The sequence below is a fragment of the Aliiglaciecola aliphaticivorans genome (assembly GCF_054782055.1).
In genome coordinates, this window is the sequence record NZ_BAAGTF010000019.1 from 37,431 (window position 1) to 53,442 (window position 16,012).

Sequence of the window (16,012 nt, forward strand, 5' to 3'; positions counted from 1 at the left end):
TCAATGGGTAGACTTAACTCCCCAAAAGTTTTTGTGCGGAAATTAATGTGAAACCCGTTCCACTAGTCAATACATCCCATCAGGCTTATTCTGTGAAAGAAGAAGTGATGAATGTCGTGAGTCACGGTATTGGCTTAATTTTCGCTATAGTTGGCTTAGTATATCTTGTCTTGAGAAGTGAGACAGCAACATCTGTCACCGCATCTGCGGTTTATGGTGCAAGTTTAACCATTATGTTTTTGTCTTCCACAATTTATCACTGGGTAAGGGGAAGCCAAGCTAAACAATTTTTCAAACTTTTAGACCATAGTGCAATTTATTTATTGATAGCGGGTACTTACACGCCTATTTTGGCTATTAGTATTGGCGGATGGATAGGCTGGATATCCACAGGGGTTATCTGGTCAATTGCAATTTTTGGGGTGGTGTTTAAGTGTTTTGTACGCCACCGTTTTCCTAAAGTGTCGGTGATTACCTATTTGGTGATGGGCTGGTTATCGATTATTTTAATTTACCCTTTATACCAAAACCTAGCCACTTACGGTCTACTGTTACTTTTGTCGGGAGGGCTGTTTTTTAGTATTGGCGTGATTTTTTATGTTAAAAAACATTTAGCATTTACCCATGCGATTTGGCATCTTTTTGTTATTGCTGGCTGCGCATGCCATTATTTCGCGATTTACTATTTTGTTATTTAGAGTAAAGCAATTCCCTGCAACTTCAGTATAATTCAGGTAATTCATTTTAAGTACGGAATAGGTTTATGCTGTTACCTGATTTTTCACAATGTCGCATCTTAGTCGTGGGCGATGTTATGCTTGACCGATATTGGAATGGTCCTACAGGCCGCATTTCTCCAGAAGCACCAGTGCCAGTCGTGGCAATTCGTGATATCGAAGATAGACCTGGAGGGGCGGCAAATGTCGCGATGAATGTGGCCGCCTTGGGCGCTAAAGTGACATTATTGGGCATGACAGGGCAGGATGAGTCTGCACAAATTCTACAGCGCAGCCTAAACTCATTAGGGGTTTTGTGTGATTTCTGTCAAATATCTGAATTTGATACCATCACTAAACTTAGGGTGTTAAGTCGTAATCAACAATTAATTCGCTTAGATTTTGAAAAAAGTTTTGCGCAAGTAGATAAAACATCATTGCAAGAGCGTTTTACACAACACCTTGAGAATGCCGATCTGGTTATATTATCCGATTATGCGAAAGGTGCATTGAGTGAGGTAAAAACCTTAATCGCCCTGGCTAAACAGCATAACGTTCCCGTGGTTGTCGATCCTAAAGGTGAAGATTTCGAAAAGTATTCTGGCGCTACTTTGCTGACACCCAACATGGGGGAGTTCGAAGCTATAGTGGGGCAGTGCGATGATGAAAGTATACTGGTGGAGAAGGCTCAGAAGCTGATTTCCAACTTGAATTTGGATGCATTTTTACTGACACGCTCGGAAAATGGCATGACGCTGCTGCAGTCTGATCAGGATGAAACCCATTTCCCCGCCAAAGCAAAAGAAGTGTATGACGTCACAGGGGCTGGCGACACCGTTATTTCCACTTTGTCTGTGGCCATTGCTGCTGGTTGCAGTTTTTCCGAGGCAAGTTTCCTTGCTAATACCGCCGCTAGCATTGTAGTTGGTAAGCTAGGAACTTCAACCGTAAGCAGTTCAGAGTTGCGACAAGCTGTGGAGAAGGTAGAGCATTATGGCCGCGGTGTTATGACTCAACAACAGCTGTCTATTGCCGTTCAAAGCGCAAAGCGCAGTGGTGACAAAATCGTCATGACCAATGGTTGTTTTGATATTCTCCATGCAGGTCACGTTTCCTATTTAGAAAATGCTGCACAACTCGGTGATAAGCTAATAGTGGCGGTTAATTCCGATAATTCCGTTCGCGAATTGAAAGGCCCTGGTAGACCTGTGAACAATGTTAATCGGCGCATGTCAGTTCTAGCTGGCTTAGCGTCGGTTTATTGGGTAGTGGAATTTAATGAAGATACCCCTGAGCGATTGATCACCGAGTTATTACCCGATGTGCTAGTCAAAGGAGGGGACTATAAAGTTTCTGAAATTGCTGGTGGCAAGCAAGTCATTGCAAATGGTGGGGAAGTGAAAGTGCTTAATTTTGAAGATGGTGTTTCCACAACTAGTATTATAAACACCATTGTACAATCCACGGATACTTAGTTAAGTATCCGTAAATTGGGTGTGTTTAATCTAGGTTTGAAATAACCCTCGTTAATTTATTTGGCTTGGAATAAATGCACATCCCTTTGTGGGAAAGGAATTGTGATATTGTTCTCATCAAACGCGTATTTCACTTTTTCATGCAATCCAAAATGTACAGGCCAATAGTCTTCACTTTTAACCCAACAACGGGTCAATATATTGATAGAGCTATCGGCATGTGCAGATACATAAATTTCCATTTCTGGATCAGTTAAAATACGTTCATCCGCGCTTATTACCTCTTTTAGTATCTGTTTTACTTTGCCAATATCATCATCGTAACTGATCCCAAAAGTGACATCTACACGACGAGTTTCTTCACAAAATAAGTTAGTTACACAACCGTTAGACAGCAATGAATTAGGAATAACTACTCTTCTATTGTCCAACGTCAGCACAATAGTATTAAAAATCTGTATCTCTTTGACGGTCCCCAAAAAACCCTGTGCTTCAATCACATCTCCAGATTTAAACGGTTTAAACAATAAGATCAGCACCCCGCCAGCAAAATTGGCTAAACTGCCTTGTAGTGCTAGACCTATGGCTAATCCAGCTGCACCGAGCATGGCGATTAATGATGCTGTCTCTACCCCTATCATTGATGCAAATACGATTATTAACATTAATTTAAGCGTGACACTTATTATACTATGTAAAAACTTATTTAATGTTTCATCAACTTTAGCGCCAGCTAGCGCTTTATCTATTCCTTTTAAAATGATGCCAATGACCCAAAAACCGACAACTAAAACCACCAAGGCTAATAACAGCTTTGGTCCGTAGGTCATCGATAACTCTATTCCTGTCTCAGTGATCATATCGATCGTATCTGAGCCATTTTGTATAGTTTCGTCCATTTTCTGTACCGTTTCGTGTTTTATTGAAACAAAAGTATTGCAAAGTTTAGACAAAAAAGCATAAATTTTATTCTATGGATTGTAATATTAAAGTCTTCAAAGACTAAACGTTGTCATTTTGTATAAAAAATTTGCGACTTGCAGCGCTCCCCGCTAAGCTACGCAACTCAAAAAATAATCAGTTTCTCAGGTGATTTTGCGCTATGTATGAAAATTATTATGGACTCACGTCGAAGCCTTTCCAACTGACACCTGATCCTAGCTTCTTTTTCGCCAGTAAATGGCACAAAAGAGCTATGTCTTATCTTCAGTATGGTTTGTCTCAGGCAGAAGGATTTATTGTCATTACAGGGGATATTGGTACTGGTAAAACAACCATAGCCAATAGCCTTCTCGATAACATCGAAGATGATATAGTTGCCGCGCAAATTGTTACGCCAAAGCTGTCACCAGATGAATTAGTCAAAATGGTTGCTAGTAAATTTGAAGTTGGCACCCTTAACAAAACCAAAGCCGATATTCTTAAAGACTTGGAAAAATACCTGTTTGATTTACATAAGTCAGGTAAACGGGCGTTATTAATTGTAGATGAGGCGCAGAATTTACCCTTAGAAACCATTGAAGAATTGCGCATGCTGTCCAATTTTCAACAACAGGGAAAACCTCTTCTGCAGAGCTTTTTATTAGGTCAAGAAGAGTTACAGCCAATATTAAGGGCGCCTAATATGGAGCAGTTTCGACAGCGTATTGTGGCGTCGTGTCACCTAGCGCCGTTAAACGAACCTGAGTGCCGAGAGTACATCGAGTACCGATTGAAACATGCAGGGTTAGAAAACAACGAGTTGTTTGCCGATGGTGCATTTGACAAGATATTCAAGTTCACCAATGGTGTTCCTCGCAGAGTTAACACCCTAATGGATAGAATTCTACTGTATGGATTTTTAGAAGAATTAACCCTGTTAGATGAAACCGCAGTAGACACAGTTACAGCCGAAGTGGCAGATGAAATGTTTCGCCCAGAGGAAGGCACGGGAGCCACACAGCCCCCATTACCCGCAGCAGGGCAACCTCAACCTAAGGTTAACGTTAGTGAAGCCCAGACCGATGGCGGGGCTGAGGTGATGTCAGAATTGACACCTGATGGCAGAGTCAAAGATGTGCAATATTACAAAACCATGCTAAATGAGTTGACTGATGCGTTAGACGACGCCATCAGCCACAAAATAAAGTTGACTCGATATATAGATAATTTATTAAAGAAAAAATACAAAACCTATGTTCGCTTAAAATCTGATGATTAAAAACTAGACCTTGATTTGTTACTAATTTATTGAATTAATTAGTGATTTAGGTAAAAATACTGCAACATTGTAAAAAATATCAGAACAATTGGTTGAAAATTGAACTAATTGTGTGTATAGATATCTAATCGGTGAAGAGTATATATTTTACCTATGTTCAAGGGGGCGTTATGCGACCGTTAAAAAGTTCAGGTAGTAGCGGAGCTAGATTTCACGAACAATTCAGAAATAGAAGAAAGGCTTATTTTCATGGGAAATATAATAAAGAAATATTTACCCTGATCATTGCTATATCTATTTTAAGCTGGATTTTAAATAGTGCGAAGGTTATTTAAAGCCTGTTAATATTGAAAGTGTGAGTTAACTCAACACTATATGGTTGACCGTTTTTTAATAATCAATGTTCACTGTTCACTGTTCAAAGGTTATTCGTTTCAGGCATAAAAGCTACTGCTTAAAATTAGCTCCTACCTTAGGTAACACTCTAACTATAGAGGGTTGACTTACTTCCCGTTTCCTCTTCAAAAACGCACTAATTCAAACGAGTTTGATTACCTTATTAAAATAATGTGTAAACCAGTTCTAAGGATAGGCGATTAGAATCATAATCTCTGTTTTCTACAGGGGAGGCGCGAGTGGTGTGCTGGAAGCCTACCGTTGCGTTAAGGTCACGATTTAACTTTCTTGTATAATTTACTGTGACTGTATACACATCATCATTATCAGCACTTAATCTATCATCATCTACAGTATTATCATAAGTCGTGTATATTATTGAACCACTGAGCGTCGTTTTTCGATTCATTTGTAGACTTGAGTCTAGGGAAATTGTTTGTGTTTTTTGTTCTCTCGAGCCATCAATGTATTCAGTATTTGTACTTCTGTAAGTTAAACTACTCTGAACTTTTCGATAGCTGTATCCAATATTTGTAGATAGACTTTTTCTGATGATGTCTGATTCTGTAATGTCTGGAATAATGAAATTAAAGTTAGAAAATTCTTCACCAGGTTGAAGGACGTAATCTATAGTTGCAGGTTGGAAACATTCAGTAATTTGTGAAGCCCCAATCGGACATACAAAAGAGCCCGTTACGGTATCTCCTGCGATCAAGCGAGTGTAGTTAGTTATATTTTCTTCGTAAGTAACTTGTGTTTGAAATTTTCTTATTTTATGAGTGAGGTTTAAGTTTCCACTTTCACCATAAAAACGTCTCCCGTATTCCCCATCTAACGATGTGCGAGACGTAAAACGCCAATTAAATTTTAAACCCAAAAAATTCTCGGATTCATCTTCGTTTTCAGTAGAACGATTGTAAGTTAGGTCTATAAAACGTTGGGATGATTGATACCACGAAAGTCCAGCACCGTAGCTACTATAGTTAAAATTACTACTAACGTCAGACCCGTCGCTTTCACTACTTAACTCATTTTTTTCGTGTTGCCCAGTAAAAACTAGACTAAATTCATTAATCAAACCAATGCGAAAGTCACCGCTGTATAATTCTGATCTAGAGTCATTGAAGCCAGAGCCTAGGGTTTCATTATAGGTACCAGATAAATTCCAGTTTACGCGTTTAACCTCATCACCAGAATATATTTGCGACGTTATTGATGTATTGCTCGTGTCTAAATCACTATCTAAAAAAACCTGTCGATCACTTTTAACCTTAGAGTAATTACCCTCTAAGCCCATTCGTACCCAGTCTCCTTGCGACAAGCTAAAATTAAAGCCTGCAGAATTGCTTTGTGTCTTTGAAAGTTCCTGACTTCCATACAGCTCATCATTTACTAACGCGTTCCCTGCAATGGTGTTTCGGTAAGACTGGGAACCTCTTGCGGTAAACGACAGCACATTATCTATTGCTGTGAGTCTGCCGTTATAGTTAAAGCTAGTGAAATTGTAGTTTTGATCGAGGTTTAAATCGGTCGATGCACTGCTTGCATTGTTGCTGACCTGTAAATACCGAACCGTTGCCGCCCCTTGTATTTTGTTGGCTTCATACGTTGCCCCCAAAGAAGGTTCAAAGGTGAATATGTCAGAATCCCGCTTGCTAAATGCTTCGGAGTTAGATGAGTGCCTCACGTAAGAAGTTGTGACGTCAGAATTAAATTTTAGTTCGGCATTAGCTAATGACGAAAGTATCAACGTCCCAGAGGCAAAAACATAAACTAGTCTCAAAATTCTTCCCTACTACTTTTTATCGTCACTACCATAGTAATAACCGTAATACCCAGCGCTATCGCTATTATTCTGCTTAGATTTGTTCAGTACAAACCCTTTAGCCATGTCTGGATTAAGGTGCTCAACGGCTTGAGATAATCTATTCAACGAAGTTTTGCCTTCTTGAACTACCACCACAGCTTGACCTGCCAGATTAGCCAAAATAGCGGTCTCATTAATGCCTAACAGAGGAGGGCTATCGATAATAACTACTCTATCTGGATAACGATTCGCAAATTCGCTCACAGACTCTAGCATTTTCTCACTGGCTAATAGTTCGGTGGACAAATGGTGAGATTTACCCGCCGGGATAATCCTCAACGTATCTAGACTGGTGTGGTGGATCACATCGGCCAAATCATCCACTTCCCCTAATAAATATTCCATCAAGCCACTTTCGAACGGTTGATCAATGGTTTTCATAACGCTTGGTCTAAGCACATCTGCATCAACCAATAACACCGTCTTATCTTGCTCTAAGGCGATACTCAAGGCTAAATTAATAGCTGTGAATGTTTTCCCTTCATTAGGGTTAGGGCTAGTGACCATCACAATATTGGCGTTGGTCAATGTTTTAGACAAAGGGCCGAACGCATTGCTAAGCACTTTTCGTTTAATGGCTCGATATTCTTCATTAATAGTATTTCTACCCATATTTGAGACAAAACCGTCTTTTTGAATATGAGTTAAAGGAATAAATTTTTCTTTAGAAGTCTCGTACGACAAAGTGCCCGTTTCTTCTGTAGAAATGACAGGTTCTTGCTTTACATTTGATTGACTCTGAGTGGCACTAGATTCCGTTACTGAACTTTGTATTTGAGCATCTACACTGCTACCACTAACTGGACTATTGCTCTGGTCAACCTGTTCTTGTTTTGTACCTGCCGCTATTTCTTGGGCTTTTTCCTGGGCGGCTTCCAAAGTCGATTTCTCTGAGTTTTCAGCCTTCAATTGTTTATTCTTTTGCAATGCCTTTTCTATAGTACTCATATTAAATTCCCCAAAAGATAAATAGGCAATCTTCCGTAGACAATATCGGCATAGACTAAACCAATGAAAATCAAAAATAGTGCGAGGCTAGATGCGCTGAATACCAACATTCTTCGCCTATCCACTTTCGCGATAGCTTTTGCATCAATATGAGATACTTTACCAAAAACAGGTATACCAAAATTGCTGACCAATTGACTTGGACTTAATACAACGGGGTTAATTTGACTCACTAAAAATGCAATACCCAGGCCTGTACCAAAACCTACAAATAAAATCATCGAATAAAACAACACCCGATTAGGGCCAGAAGGCTTAGTTGGCAATGTGGGAGGATCGATTACCCTAAATTGCACATCATCTGAGGTGGCCTCTGCTTTACGAGACAATTCAGCTTGTTCGCGTCTGCTGATTAGCTCTAGGTACTTTTCTTTGGTTATCTGATAATCACGGTTCAACCCTTGGGCTTCCGCTTCAATTTGCGGAACCAAATCAACAATTTTTTCTAACTCAACGATTTTCGCCCGTATGTTGTCCGCTCGTACATTCAGTTGTGATAACTGTCCTTCATATTGGGCAACAGACAGTTTTAATTCTTGATAAACCGGGTTTTGATTAATATTACCAAATTGGCTATAAGAACCCGTTTCTTCAGCTACATCGCTCAAACTTTTAATGTGAGCTTCTCGCTCATCATATAAGTTCTCGAGTAGGTTTTTGGTTTTGATAACTTCAGGGTGAATCTCTGTATATTGGATCAGTAAGTCATCGATATTACTTTCGAGTGCGGCAATACGGTCGTCATACTTTGTAGCAATTGAAGGCGCGACGCGTGAATCGGGAGCGGCCAAACCGAATACAGGTGCCTCGCCAACCATTTGCGCTTTTGCCGCTTCTAGTTGGGAGTTTAATTCGAGAATTCGCAACTCTGTGGATTGCAATTCACTTATTTGACGCTGCAACTGACTGTAATAATCACGACTTGAGCCCGGAGCTCGGTCAATACGACTCACCTTGAAAGCCGCCAATCGTTGTTCGGCTTCTTCCAAGCGTTGTTCATATTCTTCAATTTGTCGATTGATAAATTCTTCAGCGGAATCGCTACTTTGGCGGTTATTACCCAAAGAGTTTTCAACAAATTCATTGAGGGTGATTTGCACGATTTTCTGAGCTAATTCAGGAGATTGGGAATTATACCTAATATTATAAATATTCTGTTCAGCAGTACTATTAAGCTTAATATCCCTGCGCATATTATTTATCAAGTCATCCATTTCAGCTTGCGTGGTCACGGTGATATCTAAATCCGCTTCCCTCGCAATTTTTTCTAAATTAGGACGACTTAACAAGGTTCGAGCCACAAGATTAACTTGCTCACTAGGGTTATTATAGACCGCTAAGCCTCTCAAAAGAGGACGTAACAGGCTACTAGTATCAACAAATAAACGTGCAGATGATGCATATTGATCGGGTAAATTAGCTACATATGCCCAACCGAGAGGGCAAATTAACCAAGTAGATATAATAATATAGCGTTTCTTTATCCATACACCTTTTACATAGGTTTGGATTTGATCTATCGCTTCCTGAATTCCTAACATAGATATGTCTTCTTAACCTTTAAATTATTAATTATTGCTAAGTGTAAAAGCCTAAAACCAAGCTTCTGGAATAATTAATATGTCACCGGGAAGTATGTCTACATTATCTGAAATATTCCCTTCTTTGACCAGTGAATCCAATTTCACTGAAAATTCCTTTTGCTCACCATTAACGACTCTAATTAATTTTGCACCGTCGCCATCAGCAAACTCAGTTAAACCACCAACTTGAATCATTAAATCTAATAATGTCATGTCTTCTGAATAACTAATCGCTCTAGGTGATGAAGCTTCACCTACCACTCGAACTTGTTCGCTAAAGGGGCCATTAAACCCGCTGACGCTAACTGTGACAATAGGATCGCGAATATATTTACCCAACTCTTGTTCCAAGTCTCGAGCCAGGGCGGTAGGGGTTTTACCAGAAACTGGGATATCTTCTACCAACGAGGTGGTAATCATACCATCTGGACGCACTAAAAATGATCCGGATACATCGGGGTTGCGCCATACAAAAATCGAAAGGTTATCACCTGGACCAATCAAATAGCTATAGTCATCGATATTAGTGGTTAAAGATGCTCTTGTTGTTGCCTGAGGCAACGAACTGCCTGAGCTAGTACATGCATTTATTGCCGTAAATGCAGCTGCTGCAATCAGTAACTGAGCTATTCTACTTGCTTTCATATTATGTCTTTCCTATCCAAACAGAAACAAATGTAGCAAATCAGCCATTTACCCGAGCGTTTTAATCTCTATAATAGCTGACCAGAAAAGTTAGTCTATCTCAAATAATTCGTTTAGCATATGATAAATTTATCAAATAAATCCATAGGTAAGAGCTAATGGCAGCGACCAACAAACAAAATAAAAGGTCCAATGCTCTTGTTATAGCAGAAGCAGTGATCGTTTCGTACTCAGCTTACTTAGCAAACTTTCTAGTAGTGAGTATTCTAGATGTGGAGTCACCAAGCTTTTTAAAGCTTGCCGCAAATATATCTTTGATGACATTTTTAGTCTTAGTTTCCTCACTTTCTGTGGGATTATACGAAGCTAAACTAAGAGAAACATTCCGCGGAATTATAAGACGCATTTTTGTCAGCCTAGCGTTAACCTATTTTGTCGTCGAGGTCATTACCAGTACCTTCATGGAAGAACTGAGGATGCATCCTTATTTTTTGCCGGTTGCTTCAGGCGTGGTGATTCTGTCTCTGGTGACATTCCGCTATTTTACCAATCGTTTAGGACTACTGGGACTCGGGCGTACTCGAATTGTCGTCATTGGGGCGGGGGAAAGAGCCTCTATTATTGAAAAGCGCATGCGCCGAGATGTGGATAGGTTAGGTTTTGAATTATTGGGCTTCATCCCTATCCCGGGAGACAATCGAGAAGACGGTATTCGTAATGAGCGCCTTGTACATGTGAAAATTGACGACAATTTCCGTAATTACGTTATTGATAATGAAATTGACGAAATTATTATTGCCTGCGACCAGCGAAGAGGTACCTTACCCATCGAAGTTTTATTTGATTGCAGGTTACGCGGTGTTGAGATTACCGATTTGCTTGATTTCATGGAACGGGAAACGGGCCAAATTGTGGTGAACTTGATGTATCCGAGTTGGGTGGTATATTCGAATGGATTTAATTCGCAAAACTATTTAAGAGATATTCTTGAATATGGTATCAATGCCTTTGTGGCGATTTTTGTGATGCTGTTTACCTGGCCTTTCATGTTGCTAACCGCCGTCATTATTTATCTGGATGATGGTCGACGTACAGGAACTTCAGTTTTTTATAAGCAAGAACGGGTAGGGCTAAACGGTAAGCTATTTAAAATTATCAAGTTTCGTAGTATGCGCCCAGATGCCGAAAAAGATGGTGCGAAGTGGGCTTCGGCAAATGATAACCGCGTTACCCGCATAGGGGCTTTTATACGTAAGTATCGTATTGATGAATTACCTCAGTTAATTAATGTGCTAAAAGGTGAAATGGCTTTTATTGGTCCGCGTCCGGAAAGGCCTCAATTTGTTGAGCAATTAATTAGAGAAATTCCATATTACAATCAGCGCCATAACGTCAAACCCGGATTAGCTGGTTGGGCTCAACTCAATTACCCTTATGGCGCGAGTGTGGAAGATTCAATGGAAAAGTTGAAATTTGATCTTTATTACGTAAAACATCAAAGTTTATTGTTAGATATGCTTATTTTTATTCGAACAGTCGAAGTGGTGCTGTTTGGAAAGGGACGATGAAGTGGCGAAAAATACGGCTCTAAATGCAATGACAGTTGATGTTGAAGATTTTTTTCACGTCTCTGCATTCGACTCAATTATCAAGCCTGAAGATTGGGATCAGTACAAACCCCGTGTTGACGCTAACACCCGAAGGTTGCTCGATGTTTTTGCCAAAGCGAATGTGAAATCGACATTTTTTGTACTCGGTTGGGTGGCTGAACTTTATCCTCAATTGATTAAAGATATTCATGCCCAAGGTCATGAAATTGCCAGTCATGGATATGCTCATAGGCGGGCTTACCAGCAAACACGTGAAGAACTGACCGCAGATATTATTCGCTCAAAAAATCATTTAGAAGATCTTATTGGTGAAGATGTCATTGGTTATCGAGCACCGAGCTTTTCAATCGGTTATGACAATGAGTGGGCGTTTGAAGTCTTGGCGGAGCTTAAATTTAAGTATAGTTCGAGTACCTATCCGGTCAAACACGATTTATACGGCACGCCAGACTGGCCAAGGTTTGCCTACCAACGTCCTGAAAATATCATTGAAATTCCTATTCCGACATTGAAATTAATGGGAAAACAAGTTCCTATTGGTGGCGGTGGTTACTTTCGTTTATATCCTTATAAGATGACTCGAATGCTAGTCAATCGTTATTTGAATCAGGAAAAGCAACCTTATTCTTTCTATTTTCACCCGTGGGAGATTGACGGTGAGCAACCTAGGTTAACCAATGCACCATTAAAGTCTCGATTTAGACATTATATAAATTTGGATAAAACTGAGGCAAAATTAGAGAGATTACTGGCAGACTTTAATTGGTCGACGATGAAAGATGTATATGGAGTAGCATAAGTGACGGAAAACTACCAACTCTGTAGGTTAGGTGATGACGCGCAAGAGTCGCAAAAATGGGATGATTTTGTAGATAGTATTGAAACCGGCACCTTTTTCCACTTGACCGGCTGGAAGCGGGTTATCGAATCAGTCTACGGGCATGCCTGTCATTATCTCTACGCCACAACCGATAACAAAATTGTCGGTGTGCTTCCCTTAGTTGAACAAAAAAGTTTACTCTTTGGCCATGCTCTTATTTCCACACCATTTTGTGTTTATGGTGGCGTTGCTTCTAACTCTGAAGACGCTACCTTATTTCTCGAAAACCAGGCTATTGCACTTGCGCACAAATTGGGCGTCGATTATTTAGAAATGCGTTACCCTTTTACTCGTAATAACCCTGAATTGACTGAAAAATGCGCTCATTCTTCCTTTGGATGGGAGCTTGCGGAAACACCAGAGGCCATTCTTGCGGGAATTAAAAAGAAACAGAGAGCGGTAGTCAGGCACTCGTTGAAAAACGACTTGAATTTTCGTATCGAAGAAGATACTAAAACCGCCTACGATGTTTATTCAGAAAGTGTACGAAACCTAGGTACACCGGTTTTTCCGAAGAAGTATTTTGCATCACTGAAACAAGAGTTTGGTGATAATTGCGATGTGTTAACCGTGGAAAAAGATCAAAAAGCGGTCTCGTCGGTACTAAGTTTTTATTATAAGAATCAAGTGTTACCTTTTTACGGTGGTGGTTTGTTTGATGCTAGAGCATTAAAAAGTAATGACTTTATGTATTATCAATTAATGTGCCATGCACGAGAAAACAAGGAGTGCTCGTATTTCGATTTTGGTCGAAGTAAGGATGATTCCGGTGCATTTAAATACAAACGCACCTGGGGAATGGAACCCGTTGCATTGCATTACCAATTTCATTTGGTAAAAAGCCAGGCCTTACCTAATTTAAGTCCTAATAATCCAAAATATCAGTTTTTTATTAAAATGTGGCAAAAGTTACCTGTTTGGTTGAGCCGTCGTATCGGCCCCTTTCTATCCAAATTTTTGGGATAGAAGTGAATGACTAAGCCACCACTGCTGTTTTTGTGTCACCGTATACCATTTCCGCCTAACAAGGGCGACAAGATTCGCTCGTTCAATATGCTCAAAGTCTTGAGCGAGCAATTCGATATTTATTTAGGTAGTTTTGTTGATGATCCTTATGATTGGCAGTATGCGTCTAAATTAGATAAATATTGCAAGCAAGTTTTTCTACTTGGGCAGAATAAAACCTGGGCTAAAGTAAAAGGGTTAACCGCTTTTATCACCGGCAAATCCATATCTGAACCCTATTATGCCAATTCTAAAATGCAGCGATGGGTTAACCAAACACTGGATCAACAAAATATTACGCAAGTGTTTATTTATTCCTCAGTGATGGCAATGTATACCTCTGCCCATAGCAAAAGTATTCATCAAGTTGTTGATTACGTGGACGTAGATTCTGACAAGTGGCGCCAATACGCAGAAAATAAATCAGGTATCGCCAAGTGGGTTTATCATCGTGAACATCATAAACTGCAAGCATTTGAAACCCGAGTTTGCGAGCGCTCACAACATGCTTTATTTGTTTCCGATCCCGAAGCCGATTTATTCAAACAACAACTAGCCGATACGCAATTTCACAAAGTGCAAGGGTTGTTAAATGGGGTTGATGTCGAATATTTTTCACCGGATTCAGAGATGGAACCCATCTCGTCGAATGTTGATGTTGTGTTTACCGGAGCGATGGATTATTGGGCCAATGTAGATGCTGTGATTTGGTTTGTTAACCATGTTTGGCCTAGCGTTCGAAGGCGATATCCCAAAGCCAGTTTTTATGTGGTAGGGGGCAATCCAACGGCTCAAATATTGTCGTTAAATAACACCGATGGAATTGTGGTGACTGGAAGAGTGAAAGATGTTCGACCTTTCATTCGTCTCGCTAAAGTGTCTGTAGCGCCATTGCAGATTGCCAGAGGCATTCAGAATAAAGTATTAGAAGCGTTAGCAATGGCAAAACCTGTTGTTGCAACAAATATGGCAATTGAAGGCATTGATGCAAAGAATGCGCATATCAAAGTGACTGATGATGCTGAACTGTTTTGTTCGGCCGTGTGTGATTATTTGGATTCGAAAACTGAAGTACCTGAGAGTCGTCAGTGGATTATGGAAAATTTACAGTGGACTGCCACTATGGGCAAGTTACCTGCACTATTTAAGGTTTAGTTATGACATTTTGGAAAAGTAGCATCTTTAAATATTTAATCACGATATTTGTATTATGGGGCGCGGTTTTCCATGACAGTATCGCGTCAACTGTGGCCATCTGGATTCGATCTGAAACCTTCACCCATTGTTTTATTATTCTTCCCATTTGTATTTATCTGATTAAACTCAAATGGACTAAATTAAACAACGCTAGCCTTAAACCATCCTATATATCGTTGATTTTTGTTTTAGGTACAGTTTTTGTCTGGTTGTTTGGCAGTATGGCACAAGTACTGGTGATAGAGCAGCTCGCAAGTTTTGCGATGTTACCTATGATGATTTGGTGCGTCATGGGTAATCAAGTCGCGCGAATTATGCTATTTACCTCCTTCTTTTGGTTGTTTAGTGTTCCTGCAGGCGAGTTTTTGATCCCTCAGCTTCAGGAATTAACCGCAGATATTACCGTCTTTGCTATTCAATTAACCGGTATCCCTGTTTTTCGCGAAGGACTTTATATCGCTATTCCTGGTGGGTTATTTGAGGTGGCAGTCGCCTGCTCAGGTATTCGTTATTTAATCGCTTCATTTACCCTAGGTACCTTGTTTGCCTATTTAAACTATAACAATGCTAAAAAACGCATAATTTTTATCCTGTTTTCCATCTTTCTACCACTAATTGCTAATGGCATTAGAGCTTACGGTATCGTTATGATAGCCCATCTGTCAGATATGCAGTACGCCACTGGTGTTGATCATTTAATATATGGTTGGCTATTTTTTGGTTTGGTTATTCTGATTATGTTTACGGTAGGGGGGCGCTGGGCCGATCCACTGCCAAAAGCTGAAAAGTTAGAAAATGAATTTGGGCCTAAATATCCAATTTCATCAATTATCAAACCAATTGGTGCTTTAGTGGTTATTTTGTCCCTAAGCATTACTTATAAGTCGGCTTTTGAAAACCCAGTTAGCCCTGTCAATCCTGATTTTGCCAAGGCCTTTAACTTAAAGGGAATTAACAATGACGCGACATGGTTGCCTGTTTTTCATAATCCAACCAATGTTTATCGTGGCACTAAAGGTGGGGTTGAATTTTATATCGCATATTACAATGCCAATATTCAAGGGCAAGAACTGATTAACGGTCGTAATAAATTGTATAACATCGAAAGATGGTCAATCGTGTCAGAAGATAGAAATCCAACTTATCGAACTATGCAGATAATTGATAATTATGGGAATAAACGTTTATTAACCTATACCTATGTTTCTCCTTGGCGGGTGACACATAAACCCTTAGAGATTAAATTAGTTCAGGCAGTTCAAGCTTTGTTAGGTCAAGCGCAAAATGGCTATTTAATCATGTTATCAGTGCCTGATAATAAGAATGAGAAAGGCAAGCAAGCCTTAGAAGAGATGTCAGAAGAGCTTTTTAACAGTGAATTACAATCAATACTGAGTGAGCGTAATGGTGGATGATACATATTACCGTTA

14 protein-coding genes are annotated in these 16,012 nt (G+C 39.8%); 9 read left to right on the top strand and 5 right to left on the bottom strand.

Annotation, left to right across the window (positions count from 1 at the left end; all coding sequences use genetic code 11):
- The first annotated feature begins 47 nt into the window (after positions 1-47).
- Both trhA and hldE read left to right on the top strand, forming a co-directional pair.
- On the top strand, positions 48-698 hold the full coding sequence (gene trhA / locus ACYVIL_RS10460) for a PAQR family membrane homeostasis protein TrhA (protein ID WP_460312424.1): 651 nt from the start codon (positions 48-50) through the stop codon (positions 696-698).
- A gap of 65 nt (positions 699-763) precedes the next feature.
- A complete protein-coding gene (gene hldE, locus ACYVIL_RS10465; RefSeq protein WP_460312425.1) occupies positions 764-2,191 on the top strand; it encodes a bifunctional D-glycero-beta-D-manno-heptose-7-phosphate kinase/D-glycero-beta-D-manno-heptose 1-phosphate adenylyltransferase HldE in 1,428 nt (475 codons plus the stop codon).
- A 56-nt stretch (positions 2,192-2,247) separates the two neighbouring features.
- Here hldE and ACYVIL_RS10470 read toward each other — a convergent pair whose 3' ends face one another.
- The gene (locus ACYVIL_RS10470) at positions 2,248-3,090 is read right to left on the bottom strand and encodes a mechanosensitive ion channel family protein (protein ID WP_460312426.1); all 843 of its coding nucleotides are present in this window, start codon (positions 3,088-3,090) and stop codon (positions 2,248-2,250) included.
- A 203-nt stretch (positions 3,091-3,293) separates the two neighbouring features.
- On the opposite strand from ACYVIL_RS10470, the gene ACYVIL_RS10475 reads away from it, so the two are divergent.
- Both ACYVIL_RS10475 and ACYVIL_RS10480 read left to right on the top strand, forming a co-directional pair.
- A complete protein-coding gene (locus tag ACYVIL_RS10475; RefSeq protein WP_460312427.1) occupies positions 3,294-4,391 on the top strand; it encodes an XrtA/PEP-CTERM system-associated ATPase in 1,098 nt (365 codons plus the stop codon).
- Positions 4,392-4,561: 170 nt separating this feature from the next.
- Entirely contained in the window at positions 4,562-4,726 is a 165-nt protein-coding gene (locus ACYVIL_RS10480) for a hypothetical protein (protein WP_303470567.1), read from the top strand.
- A 224-nt stretch (positions 4,727-4,950) separates the two neighbouring features.
- On the opposite strand, the gene ACYVIL_RS10485 is transcribed toward ACYVIL_RS10480, so the two are convergent.
- From ACYVIL_RS10485 to ACYVIL_RS10500, 4 genes are read right to left on the bottom strand one after another with little or no spacing between them, the layout of a single operon-like run.
- Positions 4,951-6,570, bottom strand: a complete 1,620-nt coding sequence (locus ACYVIL_RS10485) for a porin family protein (RefSeq protein WP_303470565.1) — start codon at positions 6,568-6,570, stop codon at positions 4,951-4,953.
- 12 nt (positions 6,571-6,582) lie between these two features.
- The gene (locus ACYVIL_RS10490) at positions 6,583-7,602 is read right to left on the bottom strand and encodes an XrtA-associated tyrosine autokinase (RefSeq protein ID WP_303470563.1); all 1,020 of its coding nucleotides are present in this window, start codon (positions 7,600-7,602) and stop codon (positions 6,583-6,585) included.
- Positions 7,599-9,203: an XrtA system polysaccharide chain length determinant gene (locus ACYVIL_RS10495; RefSeq protein ID WP_303470561.1), complete on the bottom strand. Its 1,605-nt coding sequence runs from the start codon at positions 9,201-9,203 to the stop codon at positions 7,599-7,601. The genes ACYVIL_RS10490 and ACYVIL_RS10495 overlap by 4 nt, the downstream gene beginning before the upstream one ends.
- Before the next feature lie 51 nt (positions 9,204-9,254).
- Positions 9,255-9,890, bottom strand: a complete 636-nt coding sequence (locus ACYVIL_RS10500; protein WP_303470559.1) for an XrtA/PEP-CTERM system exopolysaccharide export protein — start codon at positions 9,888-9,890, stop codon at positions 9,255-9,257.
- A gap of 158 nt (positions 9,891-10,048) precedes the next feature.
- On the opposite strand from ACYVIL_RS10500, the gene ACYVIL_RS10505 reads away from it, so the two are divergent.
- From ACYVIL_RS10505 to xrtA, 5 genes are read left to right on the top strand one after another with little or no spacing between them, the layout of a single operon-like run.
- The gene (locus ACYVIL_RS10505; protein WP_303470557.1) at positions 10,049-11,458 is read left to right on the top strand and encodes a TIGR03013 family XrtA/PEP-CTERM system glycosyltransferase; all 1,410 of its coding nucleotides are present in this window, start codon (positions 10,049-10,051) and stop codon (positions 11,456-11,458) included.
- Between the two features lie 28 nt (positions 11,459-11,486).
- Positions 11,487-12,299: an XrtA system polysaccharide deacetylase gene (locus tag ACYVIL_RS10510; RefSeq protein ID WP_303470834.1), complete on the top strand. Its 813-nt coding sequence runs from the start codon at positions 11,487-11,489 to the stop codon at positions 12,297-12,299.
- Positions 12,300-13,346 (top strand): FemAB family XrtA/PEP-CTERM system-associated protein, encoded by a 1,047-nt coding sequence (locus tag ACYVIL_RS10515; RefSeq protein ID WP_303498904.1) that lies wholly within the window; start codon positions 12,300-12,302, stop codon positions 13,344-13,346. It abuts the gene before it with no gap.
- A gap of 6 nt (positions 13,347-13,352) precedes the next feature.
- The gene (locus tag ACYVIL_RS10520) at positions 13,353-14,540 is read left to right on the top strand and encodes a TIGR03087 family PEP-CTERM/XrtA system glycosyltransferase (protein ID WP_460312428.1); all 1,188 of its coding nucleotides are present in this window, start codon (positions 13,353-13,355) and stop codon (positions 14,538-14,540) included.
- Between the two features lie 2 nt (positions 14,541-14,542).
- A complete protein-coding gene (gene xrtA, locus ACYVIL_RS10525; protein ID WP_460312429.1) occupies positions 14,543-15,997 on the top strand; it encodes an exosortase A in 1,455 nt (484 codons plus the stop codon).
- The last annotated feature ends 15 nt before the right edge of the window (positions 15,998-16,012 follow it).